13 protein-coding genes are annotated in these 21,715 nt (G+C 59.8%); 12 read left to right on the top strand and 1 reads right to left on the bottom strand.

Annotated features, from left to right (window positions below; genetic code table 11):
• Positions 1–12 precede the first annotated feature (12 nt).
• Genes EV586_RS10980 through EV586_RS10970 form a run of 3 tightly spaced genes read left to right on the top strand, consistent with a single transcriptional unit; the run spans position 13 to position 11,109 of the window.
• A complete protein-coding gene (locus EV586_RS10980; protein WP_165898530.1) occupies positions 13–3,264 on the top strand; it encodes a non-ribosomal peptide synthetase in 3,252 nt (1,083 codons plus the stop codon).
• Positions 3,261–10,400, top strand: coding sequence for a type I polyketide synthase (locus EV586_RS10975; protein WP_132945132.1), 7,140 nt, complete (start codon positions 3,261–3,263; stop codon positions 10,398–10,400). Before EV586_RS10980 ends, EV586_RS10975 begins: the two co-directional genes overlap by 4 nt.
• Positions 10,387–11,109 (top strand): thioesterase II family protein, encoded by a 723-nt coding sequence (locus tag EV586_RS10970; RefSeq protein WP_132945131.1) that lies wholly within the window; start codon positions 10,387–10,389, stop codon positions 11,107–11,109. Before EV586_RS10975 ends, EV586_RS10970 begins: the two co-directional genes overlap by 14 nt.
• Before the next feature lie 205 nt (positions 11,110–11,314).
• Here EV586_RS10970 and EV586_RS10965 read toward each other — a convergent pair whose 3' ends face one another.
• Positions 11,315–11,605, bottom strand: coding sequence for a hypothetical protein (locus EV586_RS10965; protein ID WP_132945130.1), 291 nt, complete (start codon positions 11,603–11,605; stop codon positions 11,315–11,317).
• 234 nt (positions 11,606–11,839) lie between these two features.
• Between EV586_RS10965 and EV586_RS10960 the strand changes: the two genes are divergently transcribed.
• The 9 genes from EV586_RS10960 (at position 11,840) to EV586_RS10920 (ending at position 21,687) form a co-directional block, all read left to right on the top strand.
• Positions 11,840–12,811, top strand: coding sequence for a metal ABC transporter solute-binding protein, Zn/Mn family (locus EV586_RS10960; protein WP_132945129.1), 972 nt, complete (start codon positions 11,840–11,842; stop codon positions 12,809–12,811).
• A 148-nt stretch (positions 12,812–12,959) separates the two neighbouring features.
• The gene (locus EV586_RS10955) at positions 12,960–13,925 is read left to right on the top strand and encodes a metal ABC transporter substrate-binding protein (RefSeq protein WP_132945128.1); all 966 of its coding nucleotides are present in this window, start codon (positions 12,960–12,962) and stop codon (positions 13,923–13,925) included.
• A gap of 33 nt (positions 13,926–13,958) precedes the next feature.
• Positions 13,959–14,738, top strand: coding sequence for a metal ABC transporter ATP-binding protein (locus EV586_RS10950; RefSeq protein WP_165898529.1), 780 nt, complete (start codon positions 13,959–13,961; stop codon positions 14,736–14,738).
• 1 nt (position 14,739) lies between these two features.
• The gene (locus tag EV586_RS10945) at positions 14,740–15,612 is read left to right on the top strand and encodes a metal ABC transporter permease (RefSeq protein ID WP_243653012.1); all 873 of its coding nucleotides are present in this window, start codon (positions 14,740–14,742) and stop codon (positions 15,610–15,612) included.
• Between the two features lie 244 nt (positions 15,613–15,856).
• On the top strand, positions 15,857–16,543 hold the full coding sequence (gene ftsE, locus EV586_RS10940) for a cell division ATP-binding protein FtsE (protein ID WP_132945126.1): 687 nt from the start codon (positions 15,857–15,859) through the stop codon (positions 16,541–16,543).
• Entirely contained in the window at positions 16,533–17,417 is an 885-nt protein-coding gene (gene ftsX / locus EV586_RS10935) for a permease-like cell division protein FtsX (protein ID WP_132945125.1), read from the top strand. Before ftsE ends, ftsX begins: the two co-directional genes overlap by 11 nt.
• Before the next feature lie 73 nt (positions 17,418–17,490).
• Complete coding sequence (locus tag EV586_RS10930) at positions 17,491–18,726, top strand: murein hydrolase activator EnvC family protein (protein WP_132945124.1); 1,236 nt, start codon at positions 17,491–17,493, stop codon at positions 18,724–18,726.
• A gap of 88 nt (positions 18,727–18,814) precedes the next feature.
• Positions 18,815–20,275, top strand: a complete 1,461-nt coding sequence (locus EV586_RS10925) for a S41 family peptidase (RefSeq protein WP_243653011.1) — start codon at positions 18,815–18,817, stop codon at positions 20,273–20,275.
• Positions 20,276–20,397: 122 nt separating this feature from the next.
• The gene (locus tag EV586_RS10920) at positions 20,398–21,687 is read left to right on the top strand and encodes a PDZ domain-containing protein (RefSeq protein ID WP_132945123.1); all 1,290 of its coding nucleotides are present in this window, start codon (positions 20,398–20,400) and stop codon (positions 21,685–21,687) included.
• Positions 21,688–21,715 lie beyond the last annotated feature (28 nt).

The raw sequence follows: 21,715 nt of genomic DNA, 5'->3' as shown, positions 1-21,715 counted from the left end.
AGGAGCAGGATGATGACTCTCAAAGAGAATATCCAAGATATATACAGCCTGTCACCGATGCAAAAGGGCATGCTGCTCAACCACGCAGTCGATCCGACATCTGCCGCCTACACGGAACAATTCGACTTCCGCATCGGAGGCGAGGTGGAGCCGGAGCGCATGCAGTGGGCGCTGAACAAGCTGTCTGCCAGACATGACATCCTGCGGACGGTGTTCTCCTATCGCAAGACGGATGAGCCGCGGCAAGTGGTGCTGAAATCGCGTCCGCCGGAGTTTACCGTCCTCGACTTGCGGGACGCTGGATCGGTGGAAATGGCCGAAGCGGCGGTGGAAGCTTTTAAGACGGAACAGCGCGGGCGCGGTTTTGACCTCAGCGGTGAAGTGCTGGTGCGCGGAGCGTTGCTGCAACTGGCCGATGGGGCGTGGAGCTTCGTGTTCACCTTCCATCACATCTTGCTGGACGGCTGGTCGCTGGCACCTTTGTTCCAAGAGCTGTTCGGCTACTACGACAACTGGACGCTGGGGGCGCCGGACACGGCTGCCCCTCCCGCCCAGCCATATGCCGATTACATCCGCTGGCTGCAGCAGCAAGACGAAGCGCGGGCGGCCGCGTACTGGCAGGACTATCTGGAAGGCTATGAAAAAGCGGCTGTGCTGCCCACATTGAGCGGTGCGGAAGGGGCGTATGCACACGCCACGCACGTGTTTCAACTGCCGGCAAGCATCACGGCGGAGTTGAGCACATTCGCCAAGGAGCGCGGTCTGACGGTCAACACCGTCTTTCAAACCGCCTGGGGCGTGGTGTTGCAGAAGTACAATTACACGCGCGACGTGGTCTTTGGCAACGTCGTGTCGGGGCGTCCGGCCGAGCTGCCCGGCATCGAAAACATGGTCGGGCTGTTCATCAACACCCAGCCGCTGCGTATCCGCTCGACAGCGGAAGACACGTTCGCAGCGCTTTGTGCCAAGGTGCATCAAGCCAGCTTTGCCTCCTTCCCATACGAATATTATCCCTTGTATGAGATTCAAAGCAGCGCTAAGTTGAAGAACAACTTGCTGCATCATATCGTCGCGTTTGAGAACTATCCGCTGGCCGAACAGCTGCGCGATCTGAGCACCGGCCGTGAAGGCGGCATTCGCATCGAAGCGGTGCACGTCTTCGAGCAGACCAACTACGATTTTCATATCGTGGTCAATCCGGGCGCGGAGGTTGTGGTGAATTTTACGTACAACGCGAACCGCTACAGCCAGGATGTGATGGAAGGGCTGCAGCGCAGCCTGCTCACCGTGCTGGAAGCCGCTTTGGCGGAACCGGAGCAGCGGGTCGACTTGCTGCCGGCCGCTGCGGCGGCAGACCGTGCACGGGTGCTGGAAGACTGGAACGGCTCCGCACATCCTGCGCTCCCGGAGCGGAGCGTTCATGAGGTGTTCCGCGATGTGGCCGCCAAGTTCTCCGCCAAGATTGCGCTGAAGTGGAACGACCAGACCTACACCTACCGGGAACTGGACGCTTGGTCGGACCGCGTTGCGCTGCACTTGCAAGAACAGGGGCTCAGCGCGTCCGATGCGGTCGGGCTGCTCCTGCCGCGCTGCCCGGAGATGGTCGCCGGGATGCTCGGCATTTTGAAAATCGGCGCTTCCTTCGTCCCGCTCGACATGGCCAACTCGGCCGAGCGGCTGCAATACATGATCGAAGATGCCGGGCTGCGGGTGGTCTGCACGCGCTCCGATCTGACGGCACATCTGCCCCAAGGCCAGATCAGCGTGGCGGTCGACCAACTGCCCCCGTCCGCTGCGGAGCAAACACAGCTGGCCGAACTGCCTGCGCAGGCGGATCGCCAAGCGTATCTGATGTACACCTCAGGCTCCTCCGGGCAGCCAAAGGGCTGCAAGATCACCCACCGCAACATCTTGCGTTTGGTGTTCGGCCCTGATTTTGTCGACTTTGGGCCGGAGCAGGTGATCCTGCAGACCGGGTCGCCCGCATTTGACGCATCCACGTTCGAAGTGTGGGGCGCTTTGCTGCACGGCGGCACTTTGGTGCTGGTCGGCGAGGAAGACCTGCTGGAAGCGGAGCGGCTGCAAGCGGCGCTGCACAAGCACGCGGTGCGAACGATGTGGCTGACATCGCCTTTGTTCAATCGTTTCTGCGAAGAGAACCCGGCGATGTTTGCCACGTTGGAAACGCTGGTCGTCGGCGGCGACGCGCTGTCGGTGCGCCACATCCGCCGAGCGCAGGAGCACGCGCCGCATCTGCGCGTGGTCAACGGCTACGGCCCGACCGAAAACACGACCTTCTCCACAACGCATCTCGTCACCGCGCAAGATCTGGAACGGGAGCGGATTCCGATCGGGAAGCCGCTGGCCCATTCGACCGTCTACATCGTCGATCAGGGCCTGCAACTGCTCCCGCCGGGCGCGATCGGCGAGATCTGCGTCGGCGGCGACGGGGTCGGCCTCGGCTATCTGAACAAGCCTGAGCAGACGGCCAAGCAGTTCCTGCCCGACCCGTTTGCCGAGGGCGGACGGATGTACCGCACGGGCGACTTGGGCCGCTGGCTGCCGGACGGGACGGTCGATTACATCGGCCGCACCGACTTCCAAGTGAAAATCCGCGGCTACCGCGTTGAGCTTGGGGAGATCGAGCGGGCGCTGGAGAAGCTGCCGCAGATCAAAGAGGTGACCGTCCAGATCAAAGAGCTGGGCCAAGACAAGCAGCTCTGTGCGTACTACACCTCCGAAGCGGAAGTGGAGATCGCAGAGTGGCGCAAACTGCTCGCCGCCAAACTGCCGCCCTACATGATTCCTTCCTTCTTTGTGCGGCTGGAGACGATGCCGCTGACGGTGAACGGGAAGATCGATGCGGGAGCGCTGCCCGACCCGATGCTGTTCCGATCCGAATCGCGCGCTCCGTCGCGGGCGCAAAACGAGATGGAGCAGAAAATCACCGACATCTGCGCGGCCGTCTTGGGCGTGCCAAGCGACAGCATCGGCCTCGATGACCATTTCTTCGAGATCGGCATCAACTCGCTGAACATGATCGCCATCAACAACCGCCTGAAAGCGGAGTTGCAGCGCAACATCCCGCTGACGGCGATGTTTGAGCACACCAGCGTCGCGCTGTTGGCCGACTATCTGAACAGCGACGACACGGCCGCCAAGGAAGCGGAGGCTGCCAAGCAGCAAGAGCAGGAGATCTCCAAATCGCGCGGCGTCTTGGTCAAATCGAAAGCGCTGATGCGCAGATTGGAGGAGGAGGAGTGAACATCAAACGAAGTTATTCCGGCCTGGAAATCGCCGTCATCGGCATGGCCGGACGGTTCCCCGGCGCGCACAACGTCGAGCAGTTCTGGGAAAATCTGATCGGCGAAAAAGAGTCGATCTCCTTTTTCACCGACGAAGAGCTCTTGGCGGCCGGGGTCGACCCGGAGCTGATCGCCCAGCCGAATTTTGTGAAAGCGAAAGGCGTTTTTCCCGATCTGGAACGGTTCGACGCGGAGTTTTTCAACTACACGCCGCGCGATGCGGCCACGCTCGACCCGCAGCTGCGCGCCTTGCACGAAGAGGTGTACCACGCCTTGGAAGACGCCGGGTACTCGGCCGACACGACGCGCAACAACATCGGGCTGTTTCTCGGCGCGACCGGCAATTTCAGCTGGGAGCTGGAAACGCTGCAAGCTGCGTTGGAAAACGGCGGGCACCGCTTTTCCACGACTCAGCTCAATGACAAAGACTATGCGGCGACGCGCATCTCCTACAGCCTGAACCTGCAGGGGCCGAGCGTCACGATGCACAGCGCCTGCTCGACCTCGCTGTACGCCATCGACTTCGCCTGCCGCCAGATTCTGACCGGGGCCTGCTCGGTGGCGGTGGCGGGCGGCAGCGGCCTGACCCTGCCCAGCCGCAACGGGTATCTGTACCAGGAAAATATGATCAACTCTCCGGACGGCCACTGCCGCCCGTTCGATCAGGATGCCAAAGGCACGGTCGAAGGCAACGGCGTCGGCGTGGTCGTGCTCAAGCTGCTGGATGACGCTGTGCAAGACCGCGATCATATCTATGCGGTGATCCGCGCGAGTGCTGCCAACAACGACGGCAACCGCAAAGTCGGCTACACGGCGCCGAGCGTGGAAGGCCAGGCCGACGTGATCAAGCGCGCGCTGATGATGGCCGAACTGCCGGCGGAGACGATCACCTACATCGAAACGCACGGCACCGGCACCAACTTGGGCGACCCGATCGAAGTCGCCGGTTTGAAAAAAGCGTTCCAAGGCGTGGCACCGGGCTCGTGCGGCATCGGCTCGCTGAAAGCGAGCATCGGTCACTTGGACGTGGCGGCGGGCGTGTCTTCGGTGATCAAAACATCGTTGGCGCTGTACCACCGGACATTGCCGGCCAGCCTTCACTATTCGAAGCCGAATCCGGAGCTCGATCTGGAGAACAGCCCGTTTTATGTGGTCGCTGCGACCAAGCCCTGGGAGCGGCTGGAAGACGAGGACGACAACAGCTATCTGCCGCTGCGGGCGGGCGTCAGTTCGTTTGGCATCGGCGGGACCAACGTGCATGTGATCATGGAAGAAGCGCCGGAGCGGGAAGCGTCCGGCGACGGGCGGGCGTGGAACCTGTTCTCGCTCGCCGCGCACACCGACGAAGCGCTGCAGAAGATGAAAGCAGCCTATCTGGAGTTGCTGCAGCGCGAAGATCGCACGGTGCATCCGGCCGACTTGGCGTGGAGCCAAAAGGGCCGGATGCGCCAATTGCCGAAGCGTTTCACCCTGCCGTATCAAGGAATTGCCGATCTCACGGCCAGTCTGGCCGAAGACTTGGCAGATCCCGGCCAGTCCAAAGGGGCAAGCTCCACCGCCTCCACGACCAAGCCGAACGTGTATTTCCTCTTCCCGGGCTACGGCTCGCAGTACGCGGGGATGGCGAAAGACCTGTACGAGACGGAGCCGGTCTACAAACAGGAGCTGGACCTCTGCCTGCAAGCGCTGGACGCGGAAGGCAAAGGGATCGTCCGCCGCCTGCTCTTGCATCCGATCGAGGGTGATGAAGAGCTGATCCGCGAAACGGACCTCTCGCAGCTCGCGCTCCTCGCGGTCGAATACGCGCTGGCCAAGCTGCTGATCTCGTGGGACATCCGCCCATCCGGCATGATCGGACACAGCTTGGGCGAGTATACGGCCGCCTGCCTCTCCGGCGTGTTCACGCTGCAAGAAGCGGTGCGTCTGGTCGCCGCGCGCTCCGGCCTGATGAAGACGATGCCGCCCGGAAGGATGCTCAGCGTCAATGCGGATGCGGATGTGGTCAGACCGCTGCTCCCGGACGGCGTCGAGATCGCATCGGTCAGCTGCAGCAGCCAATGCACCGTCTCCGGCGTCTCGGAAGGGATCGCCGCTCTGGAAGGGGTGCTGGAGCAGCACCAGATCTCGTTCCGCCGCTTGCAGACCACGCACGCCTTCCATTCCGCGCTGATGGCGGGGACGCGGGAGCCGTACTTGGACGTGGTGGCGACCGTGTCACTGCAAGAGCCGCAGATTCCGTACCTCTCGAACGTGAGCGGCGACTGGATCACAAGCGAAGCGGCCACCACGCCGACGTACTATGCCGATCACCTGCGCGGCTGTGTCAATTTCAAACAAGGTGTGGAAAAACTGCTCGCCGACGAGCGGGCGGTGCTGCTCGAAGTAGGGCCCGGACGCACCTTGTCGACGTTCGCCCGGCAAACGGAGGGCGGACAAACGCTTGGCATCCTCACCTCAGTTCGCCATCCCAAGCAAGACGTTTCAGACGATGCGTTCCTCGTCGAGTGCCTGGGCAAATTGTGGGGCTTGGGCGTCAAGATCAACTGGAAAAAGTACTACAAAGGACAAGCGCGCAACCGCATCCGGCTGCCGCTGTACCCGTTTGGCGGCGCGAACTTCCCGGTGGGAAGCGGCGGGCAGTTTGCCGCCTTGCAGCAGGAGACCGAGCTGCAGGTGGCGGCGGCCGCCGAAGCGGTCGCGATGTACGAACCGGAGGCCGGGACCGACGAGCGAGCGGCGGTGGGCCAATTGCTCTGGGAATCGACCCTGCTGCCGCTGCAGCATCCTGTGGAGCAAAGCCGCACCTGTCTGGTCCTGACCGACCAACTGGCAAGCGCCGAGCAGTTGCTGCGTGAACTGCCGCGCTGGCGGGGCATGATCTCGCAAAACGGAGCTCAGTACCACTACCGGGGGACGCTCGGTTCGACCACCCGCAACGGGAGCGCGATCGACGTGCGGCGTCTCTTGCAGGACATGCGTCGCCAGGCGCTGCTGCCGAACACGATATTGCTGCTGCAGACGAACGGCGAGCAGACCGCTCTGGCGCTGCGGGCGCTCGTGCACGCACTGGATGCGGAGTGGAAAGACAACCCGCCCGATGTCGTGGTGCTCAGCCCCGTATCGCCGCTGTCTGAGCACCCGGCGCTGGTCGCGCTGGTGCGCGGCATCACGGCGGCCCATCCGCAGCTCAGCCTGCGCCTGCTCGATGCCGGGCAGCCGCTGCAGGAGCGAGCTGCGTTCGCACAGTGCGCGGCGCTGCTCAAACGGGAGCTGGCGTCCGCTATCCGCCGCCCGGTCGTCTCCTACGTCAACGGACAGCGCCTCGTGCCGAGACTGCGTCCGCTGGAAGTGGAAGGGCTGGAAAAAGTAGCTCCGGACGGGGGCGAACAGCTGCTGATCATGACGGAGGAAGGGCAGTTGGCGCAGACGCTGGCGCTGACCGACAGCCTGCATCGGCAGTCTGGAGCGCGTGTGCGCGTGCTGCCGTATCGGCTGGAAGCGCTGTCGTTCCCAGGCAGCAAAGTGGCGCGATTGCTGGAAGAACTGCGTTCCGAACAAGCGCAGGCGCTGGCCCGCCACGGGATCACCGATTTGTCGGAGGCGCATGCTCTCGTCGAGGAATACGCGGCCCGTCTGACCTGTGACTTCCTGAACGATGCGCTGCCGCTCGAACCGGGCGCTGAATTTACAAGAAAAGAACTGGTCTCGGCCCTCGGCGTGATCCACGCGTTGGAGCGCTATGTGGACTATTTCCTGCAGATTCTGACAGAGGAAGGTCTGGTCGAAAGAGCGGAGGATGCGGCTTCGTACCGCGTGACCGCACGCGTGCTGGAACTGCGCGCTCCGCAGGCGATCCGTGCGGACGTCGAGCGACTGACCGCTCTGTTCACCGGCCAGCTCGACCTCTTGGAACACTGCTTTGCCCATTTTGCACCGGCGTTTCGCGGCGAGATTCCCGCGCTTGGCGTGCTGTATCCGACAGAGGCAGGCCGGGAGGATCTGCTGCTGCAAGCGTACAAGGACTCGGTGCAGGAACAAGAGGACGAGTTCCTCAAAGACATCTACGCACAGCTGCTGGTGAAAATCGTCCGCCAGCAGAAGAAGATCCGCATTCTGGAAGCGGGCGGCGGCTATGGAGCGGTCTTGCGCAAAGTGGCGCCGCTCTTGAAAGGCATCGAAGTCGAATACTACTTCACCGACATCGGCAGCAGCTACCTGCAGACCTTCCAGCAGCATGCGTTGGAAGAGCAGCTCGATTTCCTGCACTTCGGCCTGTTTGACCTGACCAAGCGGCCGGAAGAGCAGGGGCTGGAAGCCGCCACGTTCGATTTCGTTTTCGCCAACAATGCGGTTCATGCCACCGCTTCGATCGCGCAGAGCCTGCGCAACATGCAGCGCCTGCTCAAGCCGGGTGGACTGCTCTGCGTGCTGGAGCGGACCCGCGTGCGCCGCTATGTCGATCTGATCTGGGGCTTGGCGGACGGCTGGTGGCATTTCGATCAAGGCGAGCGGGAACTGTCGCCGCTGATCTCCGTCGAGGAATGGGAGCGCCACTTCACTGCGCTCGGCCTCGATAACACCACCGCGTATCCGCAGCAGCCGGATCTGCGTGAACTGCTGGACGTGGGCATCATCTTCGGACAGATGCCGCTGACATCAGTTCCCGCAGCAACTGCCCATGGCGAGCAGGTGCTGCCGGTGGTGACGGCAGCCGACCTTGGCGCGCTCGAAGCCGCCTTGTTCCACACGCTGCAACGCGAACCGCGCGTGGAGAAACTGCTGATCTGGGATCGGCTGTCCGGCGGCGAGCGCGGATTCGAAACGCTGCTGCCGCGCATCCCGTCCCGCGTGAAACTGGCCGAGCGCGTGCACAGCGCGGCCGTTCGCTATGCTGCGCTGCAAGGCATCCCGGTGCTGACCCTCTCCGCGTTTCCGAAGCAGGGCGAGTGGGATGCCCAACTGACCGAATGGGCGGTCGCACACGCCAGACTGGACGGGCGCGTGAACACGTCGCGGCTCTATCTGCCGGCGGCGAACGCGGCGGGGACGCTGGACAGCGTGCCGCCGGTGCTGCAGGCGATGTTCGCTGCGGGCGTCAAACAGCTGGTGCTCAGCGCCGGAAACCATGCGTTCTTCTCCTGCAAACCGAGTCAAGCGGCGGCCGAAGATGCTGTGCAGCGCTCCGAGTTTCAAGAGATGGAAACGGTCGTGCGCAAGATCTGGAGCAATCTGTTTGGCCGCGATGAGATCGATCCCGATGCCGATTTCTTCGAGATTGGCGGCGATTCGTTCAAGATGATCCAGATGACCTCGCATCTCGAACGCGCCGGCTACAAAGTGCTGATGAACGAAATCTACAACCACCCGACGATCCGTTCGCTCGCCCGCTATCTGCATGTGGACAGCCAGCAGAACGCCCGCTTGGAAACGGCGGAAGACCTCGAAGCGCGGCTCGAAGAGCTGACCGGTCTGCGCTGTCAGCTGCGGCGCGTGGAAGGGTCGGAAGCGTTGAACGTGCTGTTCGTGACAGAGGGCGTGCCGGGCCGTGGCGTGGAACAGGTGCGGGAACAGCTGCGCAGCCTTGGCGTGCCGGGCGAACTGCTGCCGCACTATCTGTGGGCGCTCGACGCCGGTCAGCCCGTGCCCGACAGCCTGCAGCTGGCCGATCTGACAGCAAGCGGCTTCCTGTCTGAGGCGGAAGCGCCGCTGCTGGAGCAGTTGCCGCAGCAGACGGCCGTGCAGCGCAGCGCCTTTGAACAAGCGATCATGAGCCAGCCGGTCAGCAAGCGGTTCGGCTTGAGCAACACGCAACGCATGCACTTCCGCGGCGAGACGCGTCTGCAGCTGTACTTGATCGAACTTTATGAAATGGTGGACATCGACCTGCTGGAACGCGCCTTTTGCGATCTGGTCGGCAGCCACGGACTTTTGCGCAGCTGTTTGGAGAAACGCTTGTGGGGCTTCCGCTGGAAAGAGTATGCAGCGCCGCAGCACACTCCGCTGCCGCTGCTCGACCTGTCCGCACTGACTGCGGAAGCGCAAAACCGGGTTATGGACTGGCTGACCAACGAAGAGTGGGGCGCCGACTTTAAAGTGTCCGGCAGTCCGATGTACCACGTCAAACTGATCAAGTTCAACGAGCAGCGCTACGATCTGTTCTTCCAATTTGACCATTCGATCTTCGATATCTCGTCCGGTCAGATCATTCGTTCCCAGCTGCTGCAACGCTATAAAGATCTCAAGCGCGGCGTGAAACGGGCGATGGAGCGCGCCACCGGCTATGAAGAATATTTGGAGCAGCTGCACCGCGGACCGGTCGGGCTGCAGGCGGACGACTTATCGGAAGCGTTCGATCTGGCCGGGTACGGCCACCATCTGGGCGTCGTGAAGTCGCGCATCGCCGAGCGGCAGCATCAACGCATCGAAAAAGTGCTCTGTGAAGTCGATCTCAGCGCATTTCACTTCACCGACGAGGACGAGAACGGGCCGTATGAGATCGCCTTGCAGCTGTACATCCTCGTCGCCTCCAGATTGCTGCGGCTCGATGCTGTTCCGTTCGTGCTGCTCTCCCAAAAGCGCAGATATGGCAGCAAAAATTTCTCCGATCTGGTCGGCTTGGTGCTGGACGGAGTGCCGATGCTGATTCCGGTCGACCGGGCACAGCCGGCGAAGATGACGGCGCTGGTGCATCAACGGATGGAGTTTATCGAGAAGCACAGCATCAATTTCATGAATCTGGTGCACAACCTGTCCTCCGCGTTGCGCTGGGGCAAGCTGTTTAAGAAAACAAAAGAAGGGCATGGCATCATGCACACCTCGCTTTTGCTGAATTATGCGGGCAACGCCGAGACGGAGTACGGCAAGATCTGGGAGTACAGCTTGTCGCAGCTGGACGGCGACGATCAGGCGAAGCTCGACTACGGCGATTTCTACGGTCTGGTCAAAGGGCAGAAAGACAAGCTCGATTTCCTGATCCTCTGCAAATTCGAGCCGGATGTCGAACGGGTGCGTGCGGTGTTCCAAGAAGAGTTGGCGCACCTGATCGCGGCATATTCCAAGAAAGAAACGGAAGGTGCCGGACATGACCAGCATTGATCTCTTTTGCATCCCGTATGCCGGCGGAGCGGCCGGCGCGATCTATAGCAAATGGTCACAGTTCCTCGACCCGTCGATCCAACTGCGGCCTTTGGAGCTGGCCGGACATGGCCGGCGGATGTCGGAGCCGTTTTACCCGACGATGCAGGCGGCGGTGGCGGACATGCTGAGCCTGGTGCGGGCACAGCTCACCGACCGTCCCTATGCGATCTATGCGCACAGCATGGGCACGATCATCGCCTACGAACTGACGGCTGCGCTGCACGCGGCCGGGCTGCCGGCGCCAAGCGTAATCTTTCTGTCGGGACGGCGGCCGCCGCATCACCCTTATGAAAATAAAAACATGCACCAGATGCCGGACGATGTGTTTCTGGAAGAGATCTGGAGCATGGGCGGCATGTCGCGCGAAGTGTTTGCTTCGCGCGAGTGGCGCCAGTTCTTCCTGCCGGTGCTGCGCAATGACTACCGGATCATCGAAACCTACCAGTTTCAAGCCCCGGTACAGCCAAGCGCCGCCGATCTCGTGTTCTTCTACAGCGACCAAGACGACCTCGTGTCCAAGCCGGGCATCTGCGAGTGGGAACGCTACACGACCGGGACGTTCACCTGTCACGATTTCTCCGGCGGCCACTTCTTCCTGCACGATGCAGGGGAGACGATCTGCGGGCTGATCAATCAGAAGCTGCGAACGACAGGAGTGTTGAAGTAAAGAGCCCATGGACGGGGCCAACAGTCCATGTTGACGGCAGCCAACAACGGCTGACAATGAAGAAGCAAACGCCGTAACAATAGATGGCTACAACAATAAGAGCATCTCGAGTAATGATGGATCATTGCTCGAGATGCTCTTTGTAGTCACGACAAATTTTGTTCGAGAGGGCGAGGCGGTAAGGATCATATGCTCCAGAGAAAATCTACTGCACGAATTTCCCTTTCGATTCAAATATTTCCCAATGATAATTCATGATCGAAGTATATTCTTGGACAGCCACGAAATTTTTTGTTGATGTATGGATCAGGTAGGATCGGTCACCAAGGTAATCCACTTTTTCAATTTCAAGCCCTTCAAATTCGCGTGCTAGTATCTGGTCATTCAGCACATCGTTCGGATTCAGTTCACGAAGTAGATTAGCGGGACCAAATACACCATAAATGGCCAAAATGAGAACCCAGAGCAAACTCGTCAAAAGTATCGCTTTCTTCAATACCCTCATCCCCTGTTCATAAACATATTGATAAGTTTAGTGTACCATAAAATGGATAATCACTCTTGACGAATAGGTCGATAGCTAACCAAAAACAAGAAGTCACAATTCTGTCAGAGTGTTGTAAAATACCCTTATAGACTTCGGGGGATCTTTTATAATACAATGCCTGTAAGAGATCGAATTTTCGAATAAATAATAGACACACAGAGAGAAATCAGGGAGGTCACGGCAATGAAACGTATGGCAAACAAGATGGCGGCGATGGGGCTGGCACTGACCTTGGCGCTGACGGCGGCAGGATGCTCCGATGCAGGCGAGAAGTCGGTAGGCAAGACGGTGAAGGAAGGCGAAAAAGTGGTGGTGTACACCACGTTCCAGGCCCAAGGCAATTTCGTGCAGGAAATCGGCGGCGACAAGGTGGAAGTGTCGACGTTCATGCCGATCGGGCAGAACTTCTGGCAGTGGGCGCCGACGCTGAAAGACATGCGCGATCTGGAGAAAGCGCACATCATGGTGCTGAACGGCAACAACGTGGAAGACCGCTGGTGGGATCAGACTTATGCGACCGTCAAGATCAAGAACAAGGATCTGCTCGTCGTCGACGCCTCTGAGGGAATCGAGGAGCTCGACCTGCTCCGCTATTACAACCCGGATGCTTCCGAAGAGGACCAAGCGAAGAAGCGCTTCGACCCGTGGCATTACCTCGACCCGCAAAACGCGAAACATGAAGTCGACGCGCTGACCGACGCGCTCTCCAAAAAAGCGCCGGCCTACGCGGACGAATTCAAAAAGAACGCCGAAGCCTACAAAGTCAAGCTCGACGAACTCGACAAGAAATACGCAGACACGCTCGCGAAAGTCAAACGCAAAGAGATCGTCTCGCCGTACCCGGCGTTCCAATACCTCGCCAAGCGCTACGGCCTGAAATACTACGTTCCGACTTCGATCGCGATCAACGATTACCCGATGGATCATGAGTCCGACATGCAGGCGGTCAAAGACGATTTTGCCAAGCATGACGCTGCGGTGATCTTCTTCGAAGGCGAAGCGGCGCCGCGCGTGCAGGAATTCCTCTACCAGATCGGCTACCGGGCTAGCATCCTCAACCCGTACGAAGGCAAAACCGACCCGAGCGCCACCAAAGGCTACATTAAAGTGATGGAAGAAAACCTCGCCGCACTGGAAGCGGCGCTCAATCAATAAAAAAAGGCACTCAATCTCCGCCACAGGAGGTTGAGTGTTCTTTTTTGCGGCAACAATCGTAAGTATTACGATTTACAAACGAATGCAAAAGGAGTATAGTGAGAACGTGGTATTTCGGAATCATTACGTTTTAGGAGGAGTTTGCAGAATGAACAAATGGTGGAAACTAACGGCAGGTACGCTGTTGTCCGCATCGCTCGTGCTCACCGGCTGCGGCGATTCGTCGAAACAAGGCGCAGGCAACGGGTCTGCTTCTGATAAAGTGCAAGTGGTCACGACGTTTTACCCGATGTATGAGTTTACGAAGCGCGTGGCGGGCGATCTCGCCGACGTCTCCGTGCTGGTCCCGGCCGGAACGGAGCCCCATGACTGGGAACCGACGGCAAAGGACGTGGCGCGCATTTCCGAAGCGGACGTTTTCGTATATAATGGTGCAGGGTTCGAAGCTTGGGTCGATGACGTGCTGCAGACGGTGAACAACCAAGAGCTGAACATCGTGGAAGCTTCGCATGGCGCGGAGCTGGTCGAAGGCCATGAAGATCATGAAGGCCACAGCGAAGGCGACCATTCGACCGAGCACTCGCACGGCGCGTTCGACCCGCACATCTGGCTCGACCCGGTGCTAGCCCAGCATGAAGTGCAGCAGATCGCAAGCACGCTGCAGACGGCCGATCCGGCGCACAAAGCGGACTATCAAAAGAACGCCGACGCCTATATCGCCGAATTGAAAGCGCTCGATGCAGCGTTCCGGGACGGCTTGCAACATGTGAAGTCCAAAGAGATCGTCACGTCGCACACGGCGTTTGCCTACCTCGCGAAGCGCTACGGCCTCGAACAGGTGCCGATCTCCGGCATCTCGCCGGAAAATGAGCCGACGGCGGCGGAGATGAAAGATATCGTCGCCTTCGCCAAAGCGCACAATGTGAAGACGATCTTCTTCGAAACGCTCGTCTCGCCCAAAGTCGCCGAAGCGGTGGCCAAAGAAGTCGGCGCCACAACTGCCGTCTTGAACCCGCTCGAAGGCCTCACCGCAGAGGAGAAGAAAAGCGGCTTGGACTACATCGGCGTGATGAAAAAGAACTTGGAAGAGCTGACCAAAGCTCTTTCCCAATAAAACTTTTGCATGAATAGGAAAGGGGGATTGCAGATGGAACTCGCAAACATGAGCGATGTGGTGTTCGGCTACGGCCACACGCCGGTGCTGGAGGGCCTGAATCTGACGGTGCGCCAGTCTGAATTTATCGGGCTGACCGGGCCGAACGGTTCGGCCAAGACGACGACCTTGAAGCTGCTGCTGGGGCTGCTCGCACCCCAACGCGGCTCGGTGTCGATCGAAAAGCAGAAAGGAAACGGCAAGCCGGTCGTCATCGGCTATGTGCCGCAAGCGATCGCTTCCTTTAATGTCGGCTTCCCGAGCACCGTCTACGAACTGGTGCGCTCCGGCCTGTTCACACGCAAACGCTGGTTCGGCCTGCTGCCGAAGGAAGAAGTCGCCCGCGTCGAACAAGTCTTGCGCCAAGTCGGGATGTGGGAGCACCGCAAACGCAAGATCGGCGAGCTCTCCGGCGGCCAAAAGCAGCGCGTCTGCCTCGCCCGCACCCTCGTCCTCGAGCCCGATCTGCTCGTGCTCGACGAACCGACGACCGGCATGGACGTCACCGCCCGCACCTCCTTCTACGACCTGCTGCAGCATCAGGTCGAAGCGCACGGCCGCACCGTCCTGATGGTCACGCACGACCTGGAAGAGACCTTGCCGCGCCTGACCCGCCTGCTCGTGCTCGACAAGTGGATCCGCTTCGACGGCACGCCGGAGCAGTTCCGCGAGCGCATGGATCTGGCGCGCCGTCCGGAAACGCTGCCTTTGTACTGCTGCTATGATGACCAGCAGCCGGCCCAGCTCCAGCAGCTGGCGGAAGGGGTGAGGTAAGATGCTTGAGATGCTGCAATACGGCTTTTTGAAAAACGCCTTCCTCGCCGGCGGCATGATCGCGCTGATCGCCCCGGTGATCGGCGTCTACATCGTGCTCCGCCGCCAGTCGCTGGTGGCGGAGACCCTGTCCCACGTCTCGCTGGCCGGTGTCGCGCTCGGGGCATTGCTCGGCTACTACCCGATGCTGACCGGCATGGTGGCGGCGCTGTTCGGGGCGATGCTGGTCGATACGCTGCGCCGATCGTTCCGCTCCTACAGCGAGCTGTCGATCGCCATCCTGATGTCGGGCGGCCTCGCGACGGCGCTCGTCCTGATGAGCATGAACCAAGGGGTGAGCCGCAGCTTCACCTCCTATCTGTTTGGCTCGATCATCGCCGTCAACGCGACCGACCTGATGGTGATGGCAGGCGTGCTGGTCTTATGCGCGCTCTTTTTCTTCTTCCTCTGGCGTCCGATGTACGTGCTGACCTTCGATGAAGAGACCGCCGAAGTGAGCGGCATCCCGACCCGCTGGCTGTCGCTTGCCTTTTCGCTGTTGACCGGTCTTGTCGTGGCGGTCTCGATGCCGATCGTCGGCGTCCTGCTCGTCTCCTCGCTGATGGTCCTGCCGGCGGCGATCGCGCTCCGGCTCAGCAAAGGCTTCACCCTGGCGGTCGTCCTCGCCGTCGTGATCGGTCTCGTCGGCGTCATGTCCGGGCTCACCCTGTCCTTCTACCAAGACATCCCGCCCGGCGGCACCATCGTCCTCGTCCTGATCGGCATCCTGATCGCCGTCCTCGCCCTCAAGCGCCTCGTGCTCTTCTTCCAGACCCGCTTCGGATCTAAAGAAGACGCCGGGCTGCTGGCGAGCAAGACGGTGGAAGAGCGGTAAGAGAACCAAAACACCCGTTGCGCGGACAGACTTTTCGCTCCGGTTTAAATAGTGATCGAAACACAAAAACCTCCGCCACAGGCCGGAGGTTTTCACATTTTTTACTGCCTACCCAGCATTTTATTACAGGAACTGACACGCATACGTCGAATAGTGTAGAGTGGCGTATGGCCATTTGTCTCTTTGTTCGACATCGTCTTAGCGGCACGAGCCGACAAATCAGACTAGAAAGTGGTGTGAAACGATGATCGAGATGCACGACGTTTGGAAGAACTATCCGAACGGATCTGTCGCGTTACAAGGTGTCAGCGTACGCATTGAAAAAGGCGAGTTTGTCTACGTGGTCGGGCCGAGCGGCGCCGGGAAATCCACGTTTATTAAATTGATGTACCGCGAAGAGCGCCCGACCAAAGGCTCGATCTTCGTCAACGGATTCAACATCGAACGGCTCAAAGAGCGCAAGATCCCGCTGATGCGCCGCCAGATCGGCGTCGTCTTCCAAGACTTCAAGCTCCTGCCGAACCTTACCGTCTATGAAAACGTCGCCTTTGCGCTGGAAGTGATCGAAGCGCCGAAGCGCAAAATTAAAAACCGCGTCCCGGAAGTGCTGGAACTGGTCGGGCTGACCGAAAAGGCGGAGGCCCTGCCGAACCAACTGTCCGGCGGCCAGCAGCAGCGCGTCTCCATCGCGCGGGCGCTGATCAACTCGCCGGCCGTCATCATCGCCGACGAGCCGACCGGGAACCTCGACCCGGAAACGTCCTGGGAGATCATGGACCTGTTCGAGGAGATCAACCGCCGCGGCACGACGATCGTGATGGCGACCCACAACAAGGAGATCGTCAACACGATGAAGCGCCGCGTCATCGCCATCGAAGGCGGCCAGATCGTCCGCGACCAGAAACGGGGGGTGTACGGCTATGAAAATTAGCACGCTCAACCGTCACGCCCGCGAAGGGCTCAAGAACCTGACCCGCAACGGCTGGATGACGTTTGCCTCCTTGTCGGCCGTCACCGTTACACTGCTCTTGCTCGGTGTGTTCCTGCTGCTCGCCTACAATGTGCAGCAGTTTTCCTATCAGTTAGAAAAGCAAGTCCTGATCAGCGTCTCGGTCGTCGACGGCACCGAGCGCGCACAGATCGTCGAACTGGAACGCCAGCTAAAAAATCTGCCCGGCGTCTCCGAGATCGTCTTTGTGCCGAAAGAGGACGGCTTGGTGAGTTTAAAGGACAAGTTTGCTGACAACGGCGACCTGCTCGACGGTCTCGAACAGGACAACCCGCTGCCTGACGTCTTTCGGGTAAAAGCGTCAGACCCGCAGCAAACGTCCACCCTCGCCGCGAAGATCCGCACGCTCAACCTCGTCGAAAAGGCCGAGTACGGCGACAAGTCGATCGACCAGCTGTTTGACGTCACCGCCTTGATCCGCAACGCCGGCGCCGTATTCGTCATCGGGCTCTGCTTTACGGCCCTGTTCCTGATCAACAACACGATCAAGGTGACGATCTTCGCCCGCCGCAAAGAGATCGAGATCATGAAGCTCTGCGGGGCGACCAACTGGTTCATTCGCTGGCCGTTCCTGATCGAAGGCCTGATGATCGGCGTGTTCGGCTCGGTCCTGCCGATCCTCGCGCTTGGCATCGGCTATGACTACCTGACGAAAAACGTGCCGGGCATCATGCTGTTCCGCTTTGCCGACTTCGATCCGCTGATGTATTCGGTCGCCGGGATTCTGCTTGGGATCGGTGCGTTGATCGGGATGATCGGCTCGGTGATGTCGATCAGCAGATTTTTGCGTATTTGACCTCATGTTTCCAAGTTTGCCCGCAGCCGATGCGGGCTAAACATCTGTCGCTTTGGGAAGGGAGACCGTGAACATGCATTTCAAGTCTCACAAACGCCTGACTTTGGGAATCACTTCTGCACTGGCGCTCGCCTTGATGGTGCCGCAAGTCGCAATCGCCGATCTGAACGATCTGCAGGAACAGCAGCAAAACGAACAGGGCAGGCTCGACGATGCCCGCGAGAAAGAAAAAGCGGCCAAAGAGAAAAAGGAAGCGTACCAGCAGCAGATCAACGTCAACGCGACGGAGATCGAAAAGCTCTCTGCGCAGATCGATGAAAAGGAAGGCGAGATTGCCCGGCTGCAGACTGAGATCTACAAAAAAGGCCAGCAGATCGAGCGGACCCAACGTGAGCTTGAAGAGGCGGAACAGCGCGTCAAAGAGCGGGACAAGCTGCTCAAAGACCGCCTGCGCCTGATGTATGAACAAGGAGAAGTGCGGTACCTCGAAGTGCTGCTCGGCTCCACCTCGTTCTCCGACTTCCTGGAGCGCTTCAGCGCACTGCAGATGATCTTCGAACAGGACACGGTGATCCTCAAGAAGAACAAGGAAGACCGCGAACTGATCGCGCAGAAGAAAAAGCAGATGGAAGAGGAAAAGACCACCCTCGTCGGCATGCAGTCCACCCAGCTGGAGCAAAAGACGCAGCTCGACGGTCTGAAGGCGCAGAAGGAAGAGATCGCCGTCCAGCTCGAATCGAACAAAGCGGAGCAGGAGCGCATCGAATCGGAGCAGCGCTCGATCCAGGAGTCGTCGATCAACGCCATCTACGCCCTGCAGCAGCAGATCAGCGAAGAGCGCAAGCGCCAAGCGACGCAGAACCAGGGCGGCAACGGCAATGGCAATGGCGGCGGCAATGGCGCCCCGGTGCTGTCCGGCCCGTTCGCCTGGCCGGTGCCGAGCGGCGGCTGGGTGTCCTCGGAGTGGGGCAACCGCATCGACCCGTTCACCGGGCAGCGCGCCGGCCACAACGGCCTCGACATCGCGGCGGCGCAAGGCACCGACGTGGCGGCTGCCCAAGGCGGGATCGTGATCACGGCCGGCTGGGTCTCCGGCTTCGGCAACTGCATCATCATCGACCACGGCGGCGACCTCTGGACGTTGTACGGGCACTTGATGAACGGCGGCGTGCTGGTCTCGGTCGGGCAGGAAGTCGGAGCGGGCCAGATCATCGGCAAAGTCGGCTCCACGGGACGCTCGACCGGACCGCACCTGCATTTTGGTGTCTATCAGAACGGCATCGATATCAATCCGTATACGTATCTCTAAACTTTACAATTTCTTGAACACCCTTCCCGCTGCGGAAGGGTGTTGTACTATCAAGGAGCAGATCGAGTATAATAAAAAGAAGTTTTGCATGGAAATCCCGATTTCGCAGACAGACGAGATAAAGGTGGTGCAGAAGACGATGTACATCCGAGGCCGCTATTTGGCACTGGCGCTGATCGCTACGATCGGGCTCAGCAGCGGGGTGACCGCGCTGATCACGAGCAACGGCGGGACAAGCGTCCTTCCGGGCAGTTCGACTGCGACGCCGGAGTTTCAAAAGCTGATGGACACCTACAAAACGCTTCAGGAGTCCTACTACCAGGAAGCGAAAAGCGATACACTGCTCAACGGAGCGATCGAGGGCATGATCAAGTCGCTCGAAGATCCGTATTCGACCTACATGGCGCCCGATCAGGCGCAGCAATTCCACGAGAACATCGAATCTTCCTTCGAAGGCATCGGCGCGGAGATCCGCGAAGAAGAAGGCAAGATCGTCGTCGTTTCGCCGATCAAAGGCTCGCCGGCCGAAAAGGCGGGCATCAAGCCGAACGACCGCATCCGCTCGGTCGACGGCAAAACGCTCGACGGCATGACCGCTTCCGAAGCGGTGCTGCACATCCGCGGCAAAAAAGGCTCCAAGGCGGAGCTGATCATCGAGCGGCCGGGCCAGCAGGGCGAGCTGAACATCTCGCTCGTGCGCGATACGATTCCGATCGAGACCGTCTATGCGGAGATGCTGCCGGAGAAGATGGGCAAGATCCAGATCACCAAAGTATCGGAGACGACCTATACCGAATTTTCCAAAGCGCTGGACGAGCTGAAGGCGCAGGGCATGAAAGGTCTGATCATCGACGTGCGCCAAAATCCGGGCGGGCTGCTCGACAAGACGGTGCAGATGGTCGATCTGCTGCTGCCGGAAGGGAAGATGATCCTGCAGGTCGAATACCGCGACGGTTCGAAAGACACTTACAAGTCGGACGCGAAGAAGGAAGACCTGCCGATCGTCGTGATGATCGACGAAGGCACCGCCTCGGCAGCCGAGATTCTGGCCGGCGCGCTGAAAGAGTCGGGCGATGTGCCGCTGGTCGGCACCAAGTCGTTCGGCAAAGGCACCGTGCAGACCACCAAGTCGTTCAAGGACGGCTCGGACATCAAATACACGATCGCCAAATGGCTGACCCCGGACGGCAACTGGGTGCACAAAAAGGGCATCGAGCCGGATTACAAAGTCGAGCTGCCGGCATACGCGAACCTGACGGCGATCGACCCGGAGAAGGAAATGCGCCAAGAGCAGTTCTCCAACGAGGTCAAATCGGCGCAGACGATGCTCGACGCCCTCGGCTTCAAGCCGGGCCGTGTCGACGGGTATTATGACGCCAAGACGACAGAAGCGGTCAAAGCGTTCCAGACGGCGAACCAGCTCGACGCGACCGGCACGATCAAAGACGCGACGGCGATCAAGCTGATGGAGCAGTTGAAAGAGAAGCTGAAGAAAAATGACCTGCAGCTGGAGATGGCGGAGCGCGTGCTTCGTAAAATGATTCCATAATTGTTCGGAGCAGGAGAGAAGGCGAAACATGTCGAAGTATTTTACCCGAGGAGCATAAGGCTCTTCGGGTCTTTTATTATTGGATATTATTTTTTTGACATGAGAAAAAGGGGCGTGTGAGTGTGACTGAGCTATCCTTTTTGACCTCTGTTTTCTCCGGCCTGGCCAAAGTCGTGGCACATCCTCTTTTTTATGTAGCGTTACTGCTCGTGCTGATGCAATACCTGCGGCAAAACGGCATGGAGCGGCGGATGTTCGGCGTGCGCTGCACCTCGGTGTTCGAGCAGTTTCTGCGCTCGCTGTTGTTCGGCATCGGCGGAGGTGTGCTCGCCACGCTGTTGCTGACCGTAGTCGGCGCGGTTTTGTCGCCGGTCGATCTGATCTATGTCTGGGTGGTTGCGCTCGTGCTGGCTGTGATCAACGTGCGCTATGTCTGTTTTGCGTATGCGGGCGGACTGCTTTCGGTGGTCAGCCTGATCTTGCAGGCCTTGCCCCGCTTTGCGGGCGGCCCGGCGTGGCTGATGAACATCTATCACGATCTGCTCAGCCTGCACATTGCGGAGCTGATGGCGCTGGTCGCCGTGCTGCATCTGGTCGAAGCTCTGCTCGTGCGCTTTCACGGGGCACAGGCACCGTTGCCGGTGTTTGTGGAAGGCAAGCGCGGACGCTTGATCGGCGGGTTCATCCTGCAGAAGTTCTGGGTGATTCCGATGGGCGCGTTTGTCGTGACCGGAACGGGAGCCGGGGTGGCAGTACCAGACTGGTGGCCGCTGATGTCGCTTGGCGTGATCGGGGCGGGACTGACTGTCGTTCCGGTGCCGGCGATCCTCGGATTCTCCGGAGCGGCGCTGACCAAGACGCCGCGCACGACCGCGCTGCGCACGTCGAACTACCTGCTCGGGTACAGCGTACTGCTGCTCGGGCTTGCGATCGGCAGTTCGTATTTTGCTCCGCTGCTCTGGCTGACCGCGCTGTTCTGCACGGTCGCGCATGAGCTGCTGATCCTGTGGGAAGTGCGCGAGGAGCAGAGCGGGCAGCCGCTGTACGTGCGGCCGCTGCAAGGGTTGAAGATCCTCTCCGTGCTGCCGAAGTCGCCGGCGGAGGAGATCGGACTGGTCTCGGGGGAGACGATCGTCAAAGTCAACGGCATGCCGGTCAACTCGCCGTATGAACTGCATTTTGCTATCAATCAGAATCCGGCGTACGCCAAGCTCGAAGTGCTCACTCCGGAAGGGGAGCCGCGCTTCGCTTCGACGCCGATCTATATGGGGGATCATCACCAACTGGGCATCATCCTCGTCCCGGACGATCACGCTCGCCAGTATGTGCGGCTGGGCTCGATCTCACCGTGGCGCTGGCTGTGGGGGCGCTTGGTTGGCGGGGGGAAACAGGCACCATCTTCATACCACTAAAGACGTTTATCATGTAGAAGAGTACTGG

It is taken from the genome of Tumebacillus sp. BK434, from assembly GCF_004340785.1.
Classification (GTDB): domain Bacteria; phylum Bacillota; class Bacilli; order Tumebacillales; family Tumebacillaceae; genus Tumebacillus_A.
Note: the sequence above shows the minus strand (reverse complement) of the source record. Positions and strands in the feature narration are given on the sequence as shown.